13 protein-coding genes are annotated in these 16783 nt (G+C 72.7%); 2 read left to right on the forward strand and 11 right to left on the reverse strand.

The genetic code is table 11. The features are described 5' to 3' along the window. The first annotated feature begins 127 nt into the window (after positions 1-127). On the forward strand, positions 128-1654 hold the full coding sequence (locus IFU19_RS00090) for a CitMHS family transporter (RefSeq protein ID WP_055940633.1): 1527 nt from the start codon (positions 128-130) through the stop codon (positions 1652-1654). 279 nt (positions 1655-1933) lie between these two features. Then, positions 1934-2497, forward strand: a complete 564-nt coding sequence (locus IFU19_RS00095) for a flavin reductase family protein (protein ID WP_055833010.1) — start codon at positions 1934-1936, stop codon at positions 2495-2497. Positions 2498-2665: 168 nt separating this feature from the next. Here IFU19_RS00095 and IFU19_RS00100 read toward each other — a convergent pair whose 3' ends face one another. The 11 genes from IFU19_RS00100 to IFU19_RS00150 are packed head-to-tail and all read right to left on the reverse strand — an operon-like array spanning position 2666 to position 16758. Further along, a complete protein-coding gene (locus IFU19_RS00100; protein WP_192012589.1) occupies positions 2666-3472 on the reverse strand; it encodes a hypothetical protein in 807 nt (268 codons plus the stop codon). Further along, positions 3469-4698: a CaiB/BaiF CoA transferase family protein gene (locus IFU19_RS00105; RefSeq protein WP_192012590.1), complete on the reverse strand. Its 1230-nt coding sequence runs from the start codon at positions 4696-4698 to the stop codon at positions 3469-3471. Before IFU19_RS00105 ends, IFU19_RS00100 begins: the two co-directional genes overlap by 4 nt. After that, positions 4695-5672 (reverse strand): hydroxymethylglutaryl-CoA lyase, encoded by a 978-nt coding sequence (locus tag IFU19_RS00110; protein ID WP_192012591.1) that lies wholly within the window; start codon positions 5670-5672, stop codon positions 4695-4697. Before IFU19_RS00110 ends, IFU19_RS00105 begins: the two co-directional genes overlap by 4 nt. Next, positions 5669-7072: a hydroxymethylglutaryl-CoA reductase, degradative gene (locus tag IFU19_RS00115; protein ID WP_192012592.1), complete on the reverse strand. Its 1404-nt coding sequence runs from the start codon at positions 7070-7072 to the stop codon at positions 5669-5671. The genes IFU19_RS00110 and IFU19_RS00115 overlap by 4 nt, the downstream gene beginning before the upstream one ends. Further along, positions 7065-8828 (reverse strand): GAF domain-containing protein, encoded by a 1764-nt coding sequence (locus tag IFU19_RS00120; RefSeq protein WP_192012593.1) that lies wholly within the window; start codon positions 8826-8828, stop codon positions 7065-7067. Before IFU19_RS00120 ends, IFU19_RS00115 begins: the two co-directional genes overlap by 8 nt. 8 nt (positions 8829-8836) lie before the next feature. Then, the gene (locus tag IFU19_RS00125; RefSeq protein WP_070409235.1) at positions 8837-9607 is read right to left on the reverse strand and encodes an ABC transporter ATP-binding protein; all 771 of its coding nucleotides are present in this window, start codon (positions 9605-9607) and stop codon (positions 8837-8839) included. Next, positions 9604-11376 (reverse strand): dipeptide/oligopeptide/nickel ABC transporter permease/ATP-binding protein, encoded by a 1773-nt coding sequence (locus tag IFU19_RS00130; protein ID WP_192012594.1) that lies wholly within the window; start codon positions 11374-11376, stop codon positions 9604-9606. The genes IFU19_RS00125 and IFU19_RS00130 overlap by 4 nt, the downstream gene beginning before the upstream one ends. Before the next feature lie 3 nt (positions 11377-11379). Further along, the gene (locus tag IFU19_RS00135; protein WP_082509749.1) at positions 11380-12423 is read right to left on the reverse strand and encodes an ABC transporter permease; all 1044 of its coding nucleotides are present in this window, start codon (positions 12421-12423) and stop codon (positions 11380-11382) included. 4 nt (positions 12424-12427) lie between these two features. Further along, positions 12428-14014, reverse strand: a complete 1587-nt coding sequence (locus tag IFU19_RS00140; protein WP_192012595.1) for an ABC transporter substrate-binding protein — start codon at positions 14012-14014, stop codon at positions 12428-12430. Positions 14015-14068: 54 nt separating this feature from the next. Further along, positions 14069-15649 (reverse strand): hydantoinase/oxoprolinase family protein, encoded by a 1581-nt coding sequence (locus tag IFU19_RS00145; protein WP_055832998.1) that lies wholly within the window; start codon positions 15647-15649, stop codon positions 14069-14071. Continuing rightward, the gene (locus tag IFU19_RS00150) at positions 15646-16758 is read right to left on the reverse strand and encodes a DUF917 domain-containing protein (RefSeq protein ID WP_055832995.1); all 1113 of its coding nucleotides are present in this window, start codon (positions 16756-16758) and stop codon (positions 15646-15648) included. The genes IFU19_RS00145 and IFU19_RS00150 overlap by 4 nt, the downstream gene beginning before the upstream one ends. Between the last annotated feature and the right edge of the window lie 25 nt (positions 16759-16783).

A 16783-nucleotide genomic window follows, 5' to 3' on the forward strand; every position in this document is an offset into this window, starting at 1 on the left:
GCGCAGAACACACGGTACGCGCATAACCCGCCGCAATGCGAGCAAGCGCGCGCCCGGGGGCGCGGCATCCGTAGTGTCGCCGGATCGAGAGCGCGAGAGCCGCGCCCGTCACGACGAAGGAGTCGCGATGACCCCCCTGATCCTTGCGGCCGAAGCGGCCGAGTACCCGGTGGCCTATACGCCCGCCGACGGGGTGCTCGTGGCCCTCGGCTTCCTCATGGTCCTGTCGTTCATGGCGCTGATCATGACGCGGCGCCTGACCCCCATGGTCGCCCTCATCGTGGTTCCCACGGTCTTCGGCCTCATCGCCGGCGCGGGCCTGGGCCTCGGCGACATGGTCATCGACGCGATCAGCACGATGGCGCCCACCGCGGCCCTGCTGATGTTCGCGATCATGTACTTCGGCATCATGATCGACGTGGGGCTCTTCGACCCGCTGATCCGCGTGATCACGCGCGTGCTGGGCGACGACCCGGCCAAGATCGTGCTCGGCACCGCGATCCTCGCCGCCGCCGTGTCGCTCGACGGCGACGGTTCGACCACCTTCATCATCACCACCTCGGCGATGCTGCCACTGTACCTGCGGCTGGGCATGAGCCCCGTCGTTCTCACCTGCGTCGCGGGACTCATGAACGGCACGATGAACATCGTGCCGTGGGGCGGCCCGACCGTGCGCGCCGCGACCGCCCTGGGCCTGCAGCCCACCGACGTGTTCGTGCCCATGATCCCCTCGTTGATCGCGGGCCTGGTCGTCGCGCTCGCCTTCGCGTGGTTCCTCGGTCTGTCCGAGCGCAAGCGTCTCGCGGGCTCGGTCGACACCTCGAAGCTCGACGCCCCCGGTGGATTCGGTCGCCTCGGCGCCCCGAAGATCTTCCGCGGCGCGGAGCACAAGCCCGGCGCGGTCGCGTCGCTGCGCACCGGCAACATCGTCACCGTCCGCGGCGGGCGCGACGCCGTCGCCGCGACCCAGCTCGTCGACACCGCCGACACCGCGATGGCCGACACCATGCTCGACCCGAACCGCGCGACCCTGCGCCCGAAGCTCATCTGGTTCAACCTCGCGCTGACGGCCGCCGTCATGGTGCTGCTGGTGATGGACCTGTTCCCGCTCGCGTTCGTCTTCATGGTCGGGGCCGCGGTCGCCCTGATCGTCAACTTCCCCAAGCTCCGCTCGCAGGCCGATGAGATCGTCGCCCACGCGCCCAGCATCGTCGGCGTCGTGTCGATGGTGCTCGCCGCCGGCGTGCTCGTCGGCGTGCTCAACGGCACGGGCATGGTCACCGCGATGGCCTCGTGGATCACCGAGGTGATCCCGACGTCGATGGGCCCGTTCCTCGCCGTCATCACCGGGGTGCTGTCGATCCCGTTCACGTTCTTCATGTCGAACGACGCGTTCTACTTCGGCATTCTGCCCGTGCTCGCCGAGAGCGCCGCGAACTACGGCATCGCCCCGGTCGAGATGGCGCGCGCCTCGATCACCGGCCAGCCCGTGCACCTGCAGAGCCCGCTGGTTCCCGCCATCCTGCTGCTCGTCTCGCTCGCCGGCGTCAACCTCGGCGACCACCACAAGAAGGTGCTGTGGCGCGCGACGATCGTCTCGCTCGTCATGCTCGGCGTCGGCGTGCTGGTGGGCGCGGTGCCGCTGCTGGGCTGAGACCGCGTGCTCGAACGAAGACCCCGGGTGCCTCGGCATCCGGGGTCTTCTCGGTTGACGGCGTCAGCGCGCGGGAGGCGCCGACGAGCGCACGACGAGACGGGTCGGCAGGGGGTGCTCTCGGTTGCGGTGCCGGACTCCTCGACCGATTCCTGGTCGCGAAAAGTCACGGATTGATCAAAGTGAAGCCTCACACTCAGCCGCCCGGCGGGGTGTCGACGGTTTCGCCGTGTTGCGCCGACGATGCCGATACCCGCGTAAGCGCCTAGCGTCGTAGTCATGACTTCGCTTCCGCACGGGGACCACGAGAGCACCCCCGCGATCGGCACCACCGTCTCGGCGGACGACTTCAAGCGCGCGTTCCGGGGCCACCCGGGCGGCATCGCGGTCATCACGGCCTACGGCGAGAACGGCCCCGTCGCACTGACCGCCTCATCGGTGTCATCGGTCAGCGCCGACCCGCCGCTGCTGATCTTCTCGGTCTCGGCGCTGTCATCGGCGACGCCGACGATCATCGCGGCCGACACGATCGTGGTGCACCTGCTCGACGCCGAAGACATCGGGCTCGCGCGAACGGCCGCCACGAGCGGTCTCGACCGCTTCGCCGACACCTCCACCTGGTCGCGGCTGGCCACGGGCGAGCCCGTGTACCACGGGGTGCGCGCGTGGCTGCGGTGCCGGATCGTGAGCCGCATGGACGCCGGCGGCTCGACGGTCATCGCCGCTCAAGCCCTGCAGGTCGACGTCGAACGCGACCTCGAACCCGGCGAGTCCGGCGCCGCGCTGGTCTACCACAACCGCGCCTGGCACCGCCTCGGCGACCACTCCCGCCTGGACGACTGAGCCGGGGCGACGGTCGCGCGGCGCGCCGTCAGCCGCGAGAACACACGTTGTCGCCGAGCGCACACGCCGTAACGTGTGGGCTCGCGCGGAGCGTGTGACCTCGCGCGACCGGCGGGCGGCACCGTCGCGCGGCCGGCGGGCGGCGCGACGGCGCGGCGACGAACCGCGTCAGGCCCAGGTCACCTCGGCGGTCGCGAGCACGACCTCACCGGGGCCGAGGGCCACCACGCGAGAGGCATCGGCGGTGCCGCACAGGCGGATCGCGGAGTCGACGAAGGCCGGCGCGGTCATGCGCACGCGCAGCGCCGTGGTGCGCCGATCGGGGGCATGACGGCGAGCGGCGTCGACGAGCAGGATGCGCAGCAGCGGACCGTGCACGAGCAGGTCGTCGAGCCCCTCCTCGTCGCGCGCCCAGCGGCGGTCGTAGTGCACGAGGTGGGTGTTGAACGTCAGCGCCGAGAAGCGGAAGAGCTGGCGGGCGTCGAGGGTGACCTCGTCGATCCACGCGGCCTCGGCGGCGGCCGCGGGGTCGGTCCGGGGCGGGCGGGCGGGGCCCGAGGCCGCTCCGAGGAAGACGTCGTGCCAGGTGCTGCGCACCACGACCTCGCCTCCGACGGCGATCGCGCGCTCGATGTCGGCGAAGAACAGTCGGCCGCTCGCTCCCGTCTTCTCGACGAGCGAGCCCGCCGTCGCCGTCTGCGTCGCGACGTCGCCCACACGCAGGACGCCGGGGAACACCGTGTCCTCGCCCGCGTACATCCGCCGGGGCAGATCGATCTCGGGCAGGATGCCATCGCGCGCGGGCGTGCCATCGGGGCGCAGGTCGTCGAGCGCGACGGCGAAGGGGAAGAAGACGCCCTCCCACCCGGGCGGGAGCGTCGCGCCCTCGGCACGCACCGGGTCGGCGGGGGCGAACGTGCCGCGGAAGGCCTCGACCGGCACGGCATCCAGGACCTGCGTGCGGGTGGTGCTCACGACAGCGCGCCCGAGGCGCGCAGCGCCGCGATCCGGTCGGCGTCGTACCCGGCGAGACCGGTCAGCACGGCATCGGAGTGCTCGGCGAAGCGGTTCGCGACGCGCGCCGGCGTGGCGGGGGTGGCGCTGAGCTTGATGGGCTGCCCGAACATGCGCAGCACCCCCAGGTCGCCGTAGTCGGCCTCGACGATCATGTCGCGCTCGGCGATGCCGGGGTCGTCGACCACCTCGCCGATCGTCTTGATCGCGGTGAGGGGGATGACGTCGCCGGCGAGGGCTTCGAGCTCGGCCTTGGTACGGTCCCGGAGCCACCCCGCCACCACCGGCTTTACCCGGCGCGCGTACACCTCGGCGTCGAACCTCTTGCGCATCGTGTCGATCTCGGGATCGTCGGCCACCTCGGGCGACCCGAAGAGCTCGCAGCTTGCGCGCCACAGCTTGTCGGTGTAGGCGCCGAAGAACACCTGACCGTCGGCGCAGTCGAACAGCTCGTACGGCCGCACCCACGCGTGCTCGTTCCCCGCGGGCTCGGCCTCGACCCCACGCACGGTGTAGTCCACGACGGCGGTCTCGGTGAGCGCCAGGATGCTATCGACCTGGGCGACGTCGACGAGCTGACCCTCGCCGGTGCGCTCGGCGTGCCGGAGGGCGGCGAGCGTGCCGATGACGGCGAACAACGTCGCCGAGAGATCGCCGATCGTCACCCCCACGCGCACGGGCGGCTGCCCGGGGTAGCCGTTCATCGACCACATGCCGCCGGCCGCCTGAGCGGTGTTGTCGAAGGCGGGGCGGCGGCTGCGCGACCCGGTCTGGCCGTAGCCCGAGACGGCGACGTAGACGAGGCGCGGGTTGGCCGCGCGCAGCACGTCGTAGCCGACTCCGAGCTTGTCCATCGTGCCGGGTCGGAAGTTCTCGACCAGGATGTCGGCCCGTCGCACGAGGTCGAGGAGCGTCTCGGTGCCGCCCGGAGCGGCGAGGTCGAGGCCGACGCCGAGCTTGCCGCGGTTGTACTGCGCGTAATAGGCGCTGAACTCCTCGTCGCCGTGCGTGAGGTACGGCGGGAAGCCGCGGGACACGTCGGGATCGCGGGGGTTCTCGATCTTGATGACCGTCGCGCCGAGGTCGGCGAGCGTCTGCGCGGCGTAGGGTCCGGCGAGCACGCGCGACAGGTCGAGCACGACCACGCCCGCGAGGGAGCCGGATCCGGGGGCCAGGGGAATGCTCATGCGGGGGTCTCCTCCAGGGGGACGGGGGCGGTGCGGGTGAGCGCGGCCGCGACGCGGGAGACGTGCGGGCGCCCGCGGACGCCCGCGAGCCACGCGCTCGTGCGGGCGAGGGCGACGAGGTCGAGACCGGTGCGGATGCCGAGACCCTCGAGCATCCACACCAGGTCTTCGGTGGCGAGGTTGCCGGTGGCACCGGGGGCGTAGGGGCAGCGGCCGAGGCCGCCGACCGAGGAGTCGAACTCGGTCACCCCGTTCTCCACCCCCGCGAGGACGTTCGCGAGGGCCTGACCGTAGGTGTCGTGCAGGTGCAGGGCGAGGGCGGAGCGCGGGATGCCGGTACCCGCCACCGCCTCGATGACCGCCTCGACGTGTCCCGCCGTGGCGACCCCGATCGTGTCGCCCAGGGCGAGGGTGCGGCATCCGGAATCGTGCAACGCGGAGGCCGCGTCGACCACGGCGGCGAGGTCGACGTCGCCCTCCCACGGGTCGCCGAACGCCATGGAGACGTAGCCGCGCACCGGGACCCCCTCGGCCCGGGCGGCCGCGACGACGTCGGTCGCCCGGGACACCGCCCCGGCGCGGTCGGTGTTGAGGTTGGCGCGGGCGAAGGACTCGGTGGCGCTCACGACGACGGCGACCTCGCGGACCCCGGCGGCGAGGGCGTCGTCGAGGCCGCGGCGATTGGGCACGAGGGCCACCGCACGGCTCGCGGCGGGGACGGCGACCGAGGCCACGAGGGCGCGCGCGTCGGCGAGCTGCGGGATCCACGCGGGCGGGACGAAGCTGGTCAGCTCCAGCGCCGTGACGCCCGCGGCGTAGAGGCGTCGGCAGAGCTCCGCCTTGACCGCCGTGGGAACGACGTCGGTCTCGGCCTGCAGACCGTCGCGGGGACCCACCTCGTAGACGGTGACCTCGGCCGGCATTCCCGCCCGGGCGACGACGCGGGGGAACGAACGGGGCGCGGGGGTCGTCATGACGAGGCTCCGCGCAGCTCGGCGAGCACCTCGCGCGCGTCCTCGACGCGGATGCGACCCTCGGCGACGATGCGGGCGGCGACGGCCGCGATCTCGTCGACGGCCGCCCCCGCGCTCGCGGCGATCGTGCGGGCGTGCAGCGTCATGTGACCGCGCTGGATGCCCTCGGCGGCGAGCGCGCGGCACGCGGCGAGGTTCTGGGCGAGCCCCACCGCCGCGATGGCGGCGGCGAGCTCGCGCGCCGAGCCGACACCCAGCAACTGCACGGCGGCACGGGCGGCGGGGTGCGCGCGCGTCGCTCCCCCGACGAGCCCCACCGCGAGCGGCACCTCGAGGGTGCCCACCAGGTCACCGTCGGCGTTCTGCTCGAAGCTCGAGAGGGCGCGGTACGCGCCGGTGCGAGCGGCGTGCGAATGGCATCCGGCCTCGACCGCCCGGGTGTCGTTGCCGGTGGCGAGCACCACCGCCGAGATGCCGTTCATGATGCCCTTGTTGTGCGTGGCGGCGCGATACGCGTCGGCCTCGGCGAACGCGCTCGCCGCCACGATGTCGGCCACGACGCGCGGCCCGCCGAGCAGGTCGGCCGGGAAGACCGCGCGAGCGCGCGTGAGGCGCAGCTCGGCCTTGTTGGTGAGGATGCGCAGCAGCGTGCGGGCTCCGGCGATCTCGGCGATCCGGGGGGCGAGGGCCTCGGCCATCGTGTTCACGGCGTTGGCGCCCATGGCGTCGCGCACGTCGACGTGCAGGTGCAGGATGACCTGCACCCCGGCGCGGGTGGCGAGGGTGCGCACCGACACGTCGACCGCTCCCCCGCCGAGCGAGACGAGCATCGGGTCTTGCGCGTCGGCGAGGGCGAGCAGCTCGTCGCGCGCCTCGAGCAGGCGCAGGCACGCCCCCTCGGGATCGACGGCGTCGAGCACCTGCACCTGGGCGATCATCACGTCGCCGGTGGACGAGGTGAAGAAGCCACCCGTCTCGCGGGCGATGCGCGCGGCGTTCGAGGCGGCCGCGACGACCGATGGTTCTTCGGTGGCCATCGGTACGAGCCGGTCGACGCCGTCGACGCGGAAGTTCGTGGCGACTCCGACCGGGATGCCGATGAGCCCCACCACGTTCTCGACGAGGTGGTCGGCCTGCGACAGCGACAGACCGTCGCGGGGATCGAGGGCCGCGAGGTCGTCGGCCGACAGACCGGCGGCCTCGGCGACGCGCGCGCGTCGATCGAGCGGCTCGTGGTCGCGGAGGCCCGGGAGGCGGCTGTTCGTGGTCACGGGGGCTCCTTCGCGGGCGGGATGCCGCCGCGTCGACCGCGGCGTCCCTTCGACGCTAAGACGAGACCCGGTGGCGGCATATGGACCGCCGACACACCGGATGACTCCCCCACTGCGTCGATCACCCATCGCCGCGCGACCCCAGCCGCTCGCGCAGTTCGTCGAGGCGGACCGCCGTCGACAGGCGGAAGAAGCGCTCGTCGTCGCGCCACCCCTCGCCCAGCAGCGCGTCGAGCTTCTCGAGGCGCTGGAGGATCGTGTTCGTGTGGAAGGTGAGGGCCCGCGCCGTGCGCGTGGGGCTGGCGCCGTGGCGCACGAAGGCCCGCAGGGTCGCGAGCAGATCGCTGCCGCGAGACGCGTCGTGCCGCCGGACGGCGCCGAGCATCGTGTCGAGGAAGGCGTCGAGCACCCGCCGGTCGGCGCCGATGGTCGCCGCGTACGGCAGGAGGTCGTCGGCGGGGACCCGTGCGTCGTCGATGCCCAGGGCCTGGGCGAGGGAGAGGGCGGAACGCACGTCGGCGGCCGCCCGCACGAGGGCTCCCGCCTCGACGCGCACGGTCACGGCCAGCACCTCGGTGTCGACGAGGGAGCGCACCGCCTCGTACGAAGCGGGGTCGAGGGGATCACCGTGGGCGGCCAGCACCAGGCCGTCGAGCTCACCGACGAGGGCGGCGGGCCCCAGCCGGCGGGCAACCACGCGGGCGATCTCGGGACGACGCTCCGCCGGCACGGCGAACGCCGTCACCGCCCCCACGGCCGTCTCGTCGATCCCCGCGCGCCGCGCGGCCGCCGCGACGTCGGCGCGACGCTGCGGCGAGGCCGTGACCAGATCGAGCAGCAGATCGGACCGCTGGCGGTGCCCGGCCTCGGCAACGGCCTCCTCCGACAGGGCGAGCAGCGCCGCCACCTGCCCCGCCCGTTCGACGGTGCGCAGGTCGACCTCGTCGAGCGATCGTGCCGGAGGCCCCACGACGATCGCCCCGAACACCCGACCGCCGGCGACGACGGCGCTGACGATCCCGGCATCCGGGAGCCGGATGGGTCTCCCCTCGGCGCGGCTGTCGTCGAGCGCGCGCTGCACCGCCGCCGTCGGGGTCGCCGCGTCGTCGGCCCCCGCGCGCACGCCCCCCGCGGCGTCGACGATCGTCACGGCCGCCTGCAACGCCGTCGACAGCGTGGCGGCCACGGGCGCCAGTCCGCCGCCGGCCAGCACCGCGTCGACGAGCTCGCGATGCACGCGGTTGGCGCGGTCGCGCGCGGCGACGTGCGCGGTCAGCTCGGCCACCGCCGCCTCGGCGCGCAGCGCCTGCGTGCGGGCATCGGCGAGCGCCGCCGCCGTCTGCAGCACCACCGACGCGTGGGCGGCGAGGGCGGCCAGCAGCGCGATGTCGTCGGGGGTGTAGGCGCGCTCGTGCCGTTCGGCGACGAAGAGCACCCCCAGCACGGCGGAGTCCGAGAGCAGGGGAACGCCCAGCAGCGACACGATCCCCTCGGCCTCGACCGCGGCGTCGATGCCCGAGGCGTGCCGCTCGGGGGCGACGGCGTCGTACCGCCGCACCGCCCGGGGCAGCCGTGTCTCGGCGATCGCGCTCACCAGGCCGCGCCCCGGGGGGACCTCGAGGTCGCGCAGCGCGCCCGTCACCGCCCCGCGGGTCGCGCGCACGCGCAGCGCCCCGTCGACGCCGTCGAACTCCGACAGGTAGGCGACGTCGGCGGCGAGCAGCTCCTGCGCCCGCTCGACGAGACGCTCGAGAACGGCGTCGGCGTCGCGCATCGCGGCCAGCTCGCGCGCGCTGGCGTAGAGGGCCGCGAGCTCGCCGGCCCGGCGACGCAGTCCCTCGACCTCGCTGCCGACGGCGTCCGCGGACCGGTCGGGGTGGATCACGGGATCGCTCAGTCCGTCGTCATCCGCACGCCGAGCACCGGCACCGCGTCGAGCAGGTCGAGGGTGTACCTCTCGGTGGGCGCGGCCAGCAGCTGCTCGGTGGGGCCCGACTCGACGATGCGCCCGTGACGCATGACGGCGATCTCGTCGCTGACGTAGCGGACGACGGCCAGGTTGTGCGAGATGAAGAGCATCGACAGGCCGAAGCGCTCCTGCAGCTCGCGCAGCAGGTTGAGCACCGAGCCCTGCACCGACACGTCGAGGGCGCTGGTCACCTCGTCGGCGATGAGCACGCTCGGCTCGCCCGCGAGAGCGCGGGCGATCGTGACGCGCTGCCGCTGGCCGCCCGAGAACGCGGCGGGCAGGTCGCCGGCGCGGTCGGGATCGAGGTGCACGAGCCCGAGCAGCTCCCGCACCCGCGCGACGCGGGCATCGCGCGAGAAGGACTTCCCGCTCGCGCGGAGGGCCTCGGCGATCGACTCGCCGATGCTCATGCGCGGATCCAGCGCCGAGAACGGGTCCTGGAACACGAGTTGCAGACGGCGACGCGCCTCGCGTGCGTCCTTTCCCCGACCGGATGCCACGACCCCGCCGACCCGCACCTCTCCGGCGGCGGGCGGCACGAGGCCCACCGCGGCCGCGGCGATCGTGCTCTTGCCCGACCCCGATTCGCCCACGAGGCCCAGCGTCCGTCCCGCGGGGACGACGAGCGAGACGTCGTCGACGACAGTGGCCCGGCCGTATCGGACGGACAGGCGGTCGATCTCGAGGGCGTTCACACCCCCACCTCCTCGGCGAGGGCAGCGGCGGCCAGTTCCGGCGGGATGACCGGAAGAGGGCGCGTGCGGTCGGACGTCATATCGGGCAGGCACGCGATCAGCGCGCGCGAGTACGGGTGGGTGGCGTCGTCGCGGATGCGCTGGGCGTCGAGCTCCTCGACGATCAGGCCGTCCTTCATGACGAGGACGCGATCGCAGAACGCCGAGACGAGCGCGATGTCGTGCGAGATGAAGACGATCGCCGCGCCCGTGTCGCGCTGCGCCCGGCGGAGCACGCCCATCACCTGTCGCTGCACGGTGACGTCGAGGGCGGTGGTGGGCTCGTCGGCGATGATGAGCTTCGGTCGGCCGGTGAGGGCCTGACCGATCATCGCGCGCTGGCGCATCCCGCCGCTGAACTGGTGCGGGTACTGCGACAGGCGCCGCTTCGCGTCGGCGATGCCGACGGCCTCGAGCGCGGCGGCGGCGTGCGCGCGGGCATCGGCGCGCGACATCTTGAGGTGCACCTCGGGAACCTCGGTGAGCTGGCGGCCGATCGTCAGCGCGGGGTTCAACGAGGTGAGCGGGTCCTGGAACACCATGCCGAGCTCCACACCGAGCGTGGAACGATCGGCCGCGGTGAGCGGGCGCGTCATGTCGATGCCGTCGAAGGTATGAGCGCTCGTCGTGATGCGCGCATCGGTGCCGAGCAGACCCGCGAGGGCCATGGCCGTGAGCGACTTGCCCGAGCCCGACTCGCCCACGATGCCCACGACCTCGCCCGGGAGGATGCGCAGCCCGACGCCGCGGACGCGCTCGACCTCACCGCCGTCGGGGGTGGCGAACGCGATGCGCAGGTCGGCGATCTCGGCGACGGGTTCACCCGCCGTCGCCGCCGGTCGTGCGGGGGCGGCCACGACCCCGGAGCGACGCAGCGGGGCCACCGCGCCGAGGGCACGTCGGGCCACGGCCGCTCGGCCCCCGCCGCGCGCGTCGCCGAGCGCCTCGCTCACGAAGGTGAACACCAGGCCCGCGAGCACCACGGCGATGCCGGGGCCGATGGCGGCGAGCGGGTTGACGTAGATGCGGGTGATGCCGTCCTGCAGCAGTCGCCCCCAGTCGTACTCGGGCGCCTGCACACCGAGACCCAGGAACGACAGCCCCGCGAACGACAGCAGCGTCACGCTGGCCGTGGCCGCGGCGTTGACGAACAGCGGGTTGGCGATGTTGGGCAGGATGTGGCGCACCAGAATGCCGAACGGCCCGACGCCGACGACGCGGGCGGCCCGCACGTAGTCGCGGCCCGAGACCGACGACGCCAGGTTGTAGACCAGACGCGCCATGAAGGGGATGCCCGAGATACCGATCGCGAGCATCGCCGTCACGGCGCTCGCGCCCCAGATGACGGTGAAGAACAGCACCATCAGCAGCCAGGGAAAGGCGAGGAGCACGTCGAGCAGGCCGGTGGCCAGTCGACGTGCGTGCCGCGGCAGGATCACGGCGATGAGGCCGTAGGCGATGCCGCCGACCGTGGAGACCACCGTGGCACCCAGGGTCAACAGCAGCGAGATGCGGGCGGCGACGAGCACGCGCGCGAAGATGTCGCGGCCGAGGTCGTCGGTGCCGAACGGGTGCGCGAGGCTCGGCGGCAGCAACCGCGCGGGGACGTTCGAGGTCTCGGCCGCGGCGAGGAAGAGCGTGGGTCCCGCGGTCGCGAGGAACAGGAACAGCAGCACGCCGACAAGAGCGGCGATGCCGGCCGGAGACAGCAGTCGTGAGCGCCAGGTCATGGGTCAGCCCTCCGTGATCGAGGACCGCGGGTCGACGGTCACCAGGATGAGATCGACGACGAGGTTCACGCCGAGGATGATGAGCGCGTAGACCACGACGAGCCCCTGCACGATCGGGTAGTCCTTCGCCCCGACCGCCGGGACCATGACCCCGCCCATTCCGGGGATCGCGAAGACCGTCTCGATCAGCACGGTGCCGGCGATCATGCCGCTCAGCAGCAGCCCGCTCACCGTGAGCGAGGCGGTGATGATGTTCGGCAGCGCGTGGCGCAGGTAGACGAGCCGCCCCGGAAGACGCTTCGCCCGCGCGGTGGTCATGTAGGTCGCCCCCAGCACACCCGACATCTCGACCTGCACGATGCGGGCGAGGTAGGCGAGGGGCCCGAGGGCGAGCGCGAGCACCGGCAGCACGGCATCCTCGGGCTTCCCCCATCCGGCTGCGGGGAGCCATTTGAGCTGCACGGCGAAGAGGGCGATGAGCCCGACGGCGAGCAGGAAGCCGGGCACCGCGATGAGCATGCCCAGCACGCCCGAGATGAGCGCGTCGGCGACCTTGCGACCCGGACGCTGCAGGGCGACGGCGGCGCCGATGCCGATCGGGACCGCGGCGACCAGGGCGAGCAGGAAGCTCAGCACCCCCAGTGTGACGGTCGCCGGGAAACGTTGACCGATGGTCTCGGAGACCGACCGGCCGGTGCGGATCGACTCCCCGAAGTCGCCGCGCAGCAGGTGCGCGACGTAGTCGAAGAACTGCTGCGGCAGCGGCTTGTCGAGACCGAGCTCGGCACGGGTGGCCGCGACCAGTTCGGGCGAGGCCTGGATGCCGAGGGCCGCCCGCACGGGATCGCCCGGCACGAGGTGGATGAGGAAGAACGACGCGACGACGACGACGGCGAGCGAGACGAGCAGTCGCCCCAGTCGTCGCACGAGGAACGCCGCGCGAGGAGAGAGCCGCGGACCGCGGCCGCGCCCCTCCGCCCGCACCGCCAGGGCGGCGGTGGGGGCGCCGGCCAGGTCGGCGACGACGGGCGGAGGGGTGGCGGTCATGGGATCAGCCCTGCATCCGGATCGAGGTGGGGTTGAGGAAGTTCGGCTGCTCGAACGTCGCGCCGCTCATGTAATTCGGCAGGATGTTGTCGATCACCGGGAAGGTGTCGAAGCGCTCGATGAGCTCCTTCTCGGCCTGCTGCCACAGTCCGCACGCGGCGTCGGGGGTGGCGGTCTTGGCCTGGGTGGCCAGGGCGTTGTACTCGGGGTTGTCGACGAACATGAAGTTCAAGCCACCCTGGTCGGGAGTCGCTCCGCCGAAGAAGAGGTCGAGCACGACGGGGCTTCCCGGCCCGATCTGCACCCACCCGGTGTCCCAGTCGAAGCTCGTGTAGAGCTGGTCGGACCAGGCCGCGGCGTCGTTGGCCGACAGCTCGGTGACCACGCCGAGCGAGTCCCACGTCTCTTTGACGAGTTCGGCGGCCGGAGCGTGCGAGGCGGTGGGGGCGTCGTAGATGAACTTCACGTTCAGCGGCTGTCCGTTCTTCTGACGGATGCCGTCGCTGCCGAGGGTCCAGCCGGCTTCGTCGAGCAGTTGACCGGCGCGATCGAGGTCGGTGGCCGGCAGGCTCCAGCTGGGCGGGTCCTGCACGCACAGCAGCGGCGTCTTCATGACGAGACCGCTGGAGGGCAGGCCCGTGGCGCCGGCGATGACCGGGCCGACCTCGTCGCGATTGATCGCGGTCGAGAGGGCCTCGCGCACGAGCGGGTCGGAGAAGGGTCGGCCCTCGCGCTCGTTGAACAGGATCTGACCGACCGGGTTGCGCACGCCCGCGTAGGTGATGCCGGCGCCCTCGAGGCGGTCCTGGTCGGGGCCGGTGACCACGCCGGAGTTCAGCTCGCCCGACAGCAGCAGGTTGGTCACGGTGCTCTGGTCGGACACGATGCGCGCCTCGATGGTCTCGGGCAGCCCCTCGGTCTCGTTCGTGACGCCGTAGGGGCCCCACGTGTAGCCGTCGCGCTGGGTGAAGACGTACGCGTCGCCGGCGCGCGCCTCGCTCAGCTGGAACATGCCCGTGCCGTTCGTGGTGTCCGACAGCGAAGCGACGTCGGCCAGACCGGCGTCGCACACCATCATGATCGTGCCGAGGTTGACGGCCAGGAACGGGTCGTTGACCGTGCTGGTCACGGTGACGACGTTGCCCTCGGCCGTGGCCGACACGGCCTCGGTGATGACGGTGCCGTACGAGAAGGTCGCGTTGGCGGGATCGGCGTTGTAGTTGAGGTTGTCGGCGACGGTCTGCGCGGTGAACTCCGAGCCGTCGGCGCAGGTGATGCCGTCCTTCAGCGTGAAGGTGGCCGAGGTGCCCTCGTCGCTCCAGCTCTCGGCGAGCCAGGGTTCGTACTCGCCCTCGGGGGTGACGTAGATGAGCGACTCGTAGGCGATGGTGACGACGTCGAAGGTGTCGGGCGAGACGGCCTTCATCGGGTCGAGGTCGCCCGGGTCGTCGCTGATCGCCTTGACGAACGTGCCGCCCGAGACGACCGAGCCCCCTCCCCCGCTGCTGTCGGAGGGCGCCGCGCACGACGCCAGTGTCAATGCGAGAAGGACGACCCCGGCCGCGGCCGGGACGAGAGTGCTGCGTTTCATTGCCATGCTCCTTGATTCGGGGGAAGCGACGGTGGTGCAGGGGTGGTGCAGGTGTCAGCGCGCGGGGATGGGTGCGGCGAGATGGCTCAGGGGGCCGGCGGCTTTGACCGAGACCTTGAGGGTGGGGCGGGTCGTGTACGACAGCGACGTCTCGAGGACGTCGACGATCTCGACCGCGAGGGGATCGGCCCCCGCCTGGATGGCCTTCGCGATCGCCGCTTCCGAGGCGGCCGCGATCGCGGCATCCCGGTCTTCGGCGTCGGAGATCTGGTCGGCGCGGCCCCCGGCGAGCGAGATGGCCGCTCCGACGGCGTTGGCGACGTCGGCCCGGTCGGGGCGGAGCACGTCACCGGCCCCCGGCAGATCGTCGGGAACGAGTTGGGCGCCGCCGCCGACGACGATCAGCGGCAGGTCGACGCGGCCGAGCGACAGCCGTTCGACGGCCTCCTCGATGCGTTCGTGCGCGTGGGCGAGGGCGCGGGCCAGCATGTCGCGGTGACCCGCCGACAGCGGGGGGAGCGAACGACCCCGGATGCCGTGCCCCGCGGCCGCAGCGGCATCGGTGAGCGTCGGGGTGGAGCCGCCGAACAGCAGTCCCTCTTCGGCGATGCGGTACCCCACCGATCCCGGGCCGACGGCGCCGGTGCGGGGGTCGATGATCGTGCCCCCGCCGATGCCGAGGCTGAGGATGTCGGGCATGCGGAAGTTGGTGCGCACGCCGCCGATGTCGCGGGGCAGGGTCGATTCGCGGGGGAATCCGTCGACGAGCACGCCGAGGTCGCTCGTGGTGCCGCCGACGTCGACGACGATGGCGTTCTGGGCGCCCGAGAGGAAGGCGGCTCCGCGGAGGGAGTTCGCCGGCCCCGACCCGATGGTCAGCACCGGGTAGCGCACGGCGTAGTCGAGCGACATCAGGGTGCCGTCGTTCTGCGCGAAGAAGGTCGAGACGTCGAGACCCTCCTCGGCGACGACGTCGACGAGGGCGCGGGTCACCTCGCTCGCGACGCCGCGCAGGGCCGCGTTGAGCACCGTGGCGTTCTCGCGCTCGAGCAATCCGTCGGGACCGATGTCCTGGCTGAGGAACACCGGCACGTTCTCGCCGATGTGGTCGTGCACGAGCTGCTCGACGTCGCGCTCCTGCTCGGGAGAGGAGGGGGCGAAGATCCCGCACACCGCCACGCTGTCGAACCGTCCGTCGAGGCCGTCGAGGAACCGCCGGATGCCGTCGCGATCGAGCGGCGAGATGGGCGTGCCGTCGACCATGTGCCCGCCGCCGAGCATGGCCGCCCCCGCCAGCACCTGGGTGCTGAGGTCGGTGGGCCAGCCCGTCAGCGGCGGCCACTCGGTGGCCGCGGGAGCCCCGAGCCGCACGAGCGCGACGCGGTCCAGGCCCCGACGGGCGACGATCGCGTTGGTCGCGTGGGTGGTGCCGAGCATGACGCGCGACACCCGGTCGCGGTCCTCGGCGAGCTGCGCGAGCACGGCGGCGATACCGGCACGGATGCCGCCGATGACATCGGCCGTGGTCGGCTGCTTCGTCCAGGCGATCACCGACCCCGTGGCATCCACGACGACCGCGTCGGTGTTGGTGCCGCCGACGTCGACGCCGATGGACAGGTCGCGAACGGCGATCATCGCGCGTCCTTCCGCTCGAAGGGGACGTAGGGCAGGTCGTAGCCGAAGGCGCGGGGGCCGGCGATCTCGAGGCCGCGCTCGGTGCGCCACAGGGGGTCGCACGCCCACGCCAGCACCGACACGCGCTGGCCGTAGCGCAGCATCTCGGTCGAGATGGCGTGACCGGTCTCGAGGTCGACGACGGTGATGAGGTCGGGCACGGTCGCCAGCACCTCGCCGTCTTCGAGCACGACGAGGTTCTCGTTGCGCAGCTCGACGCGCTGCAGGCGCCCGCGGTCGTCGCCGATCCCGGCGATCGTGATCGAGCCGCGCACGAACCCGCCCTCGGTGCGGCGCGAGACGTCGACGATCTTGCCCGAGATGAGCACGTCGGCGTCGAGCTCGTCGGCGATGGCGGCCACCGGCTCGGCGGCCGACAGCAGCGCGCGTCCGACGCGGATGGCCGTGCTGATCGTGCCCGGGATGACCGCTCCGCGAGCCGTCTCGGCGGTGAGCAGGTAGTGGGCGCCGAGGCAGATTCCCCCGGCGGCCACCGTGACGGCGCGGGCGTGCCGCTCGAGCCAGCCGAGGTCGACCGTGCGCAGGGTCACGACGTTGCCGACGACGTCGCTGAGCACCGCGAACTCGCACGGGACGCCGGCGACGTTGGTGGAGATCATGGTCGCCTCCGGGAACGCGCGGCCCATGCCGTCGGCATCCAGCAGGGCGACGCCCAGGCGAGCGGCCCATCCGGCTGGCGAGACGCCGTTGCTGCCGCCGATCTCGGCGGGCATGATCGCGGTGATCGTGCGCCCGGCGACGCGTTCGGCCTCGCGCAGCAGGGTCTCGACCTGCTGCACCGACGAGAGCATCTCGATGCCGACGGTCGGTGCGCCGATGCCGCTCATCATGATGACGGCGTCGTCGGGTCCGAGGTCGTCGAGGCTCAGCAGCCGCACCGGCCCGTGCTCGCGGATTGCGCGCTCGGTCGTCAGCTGCGAGGTGTAGACGGCGCCGCCGCCGCCCGTGCCGAAGATCGCCGCGCCCGCGGCGAGCGCGGCGATGTCGTCGGCCGTGACGTGCTCGGGGGCGCGGGCCGCGGTCGGCGTGACGGGAGACGGAAGTGCCATGACACGACACTAAGCACCGTCCCCG

The sequence above is a fragment of the Microbacterium sp. CFBP 8794 genome, from assembly GCF_014841235.1.
GTDB lineage: Bacteria > Actinomycetota > Actinomycetes > Actinomycetales > Microbacteriaceae > Microbacterium.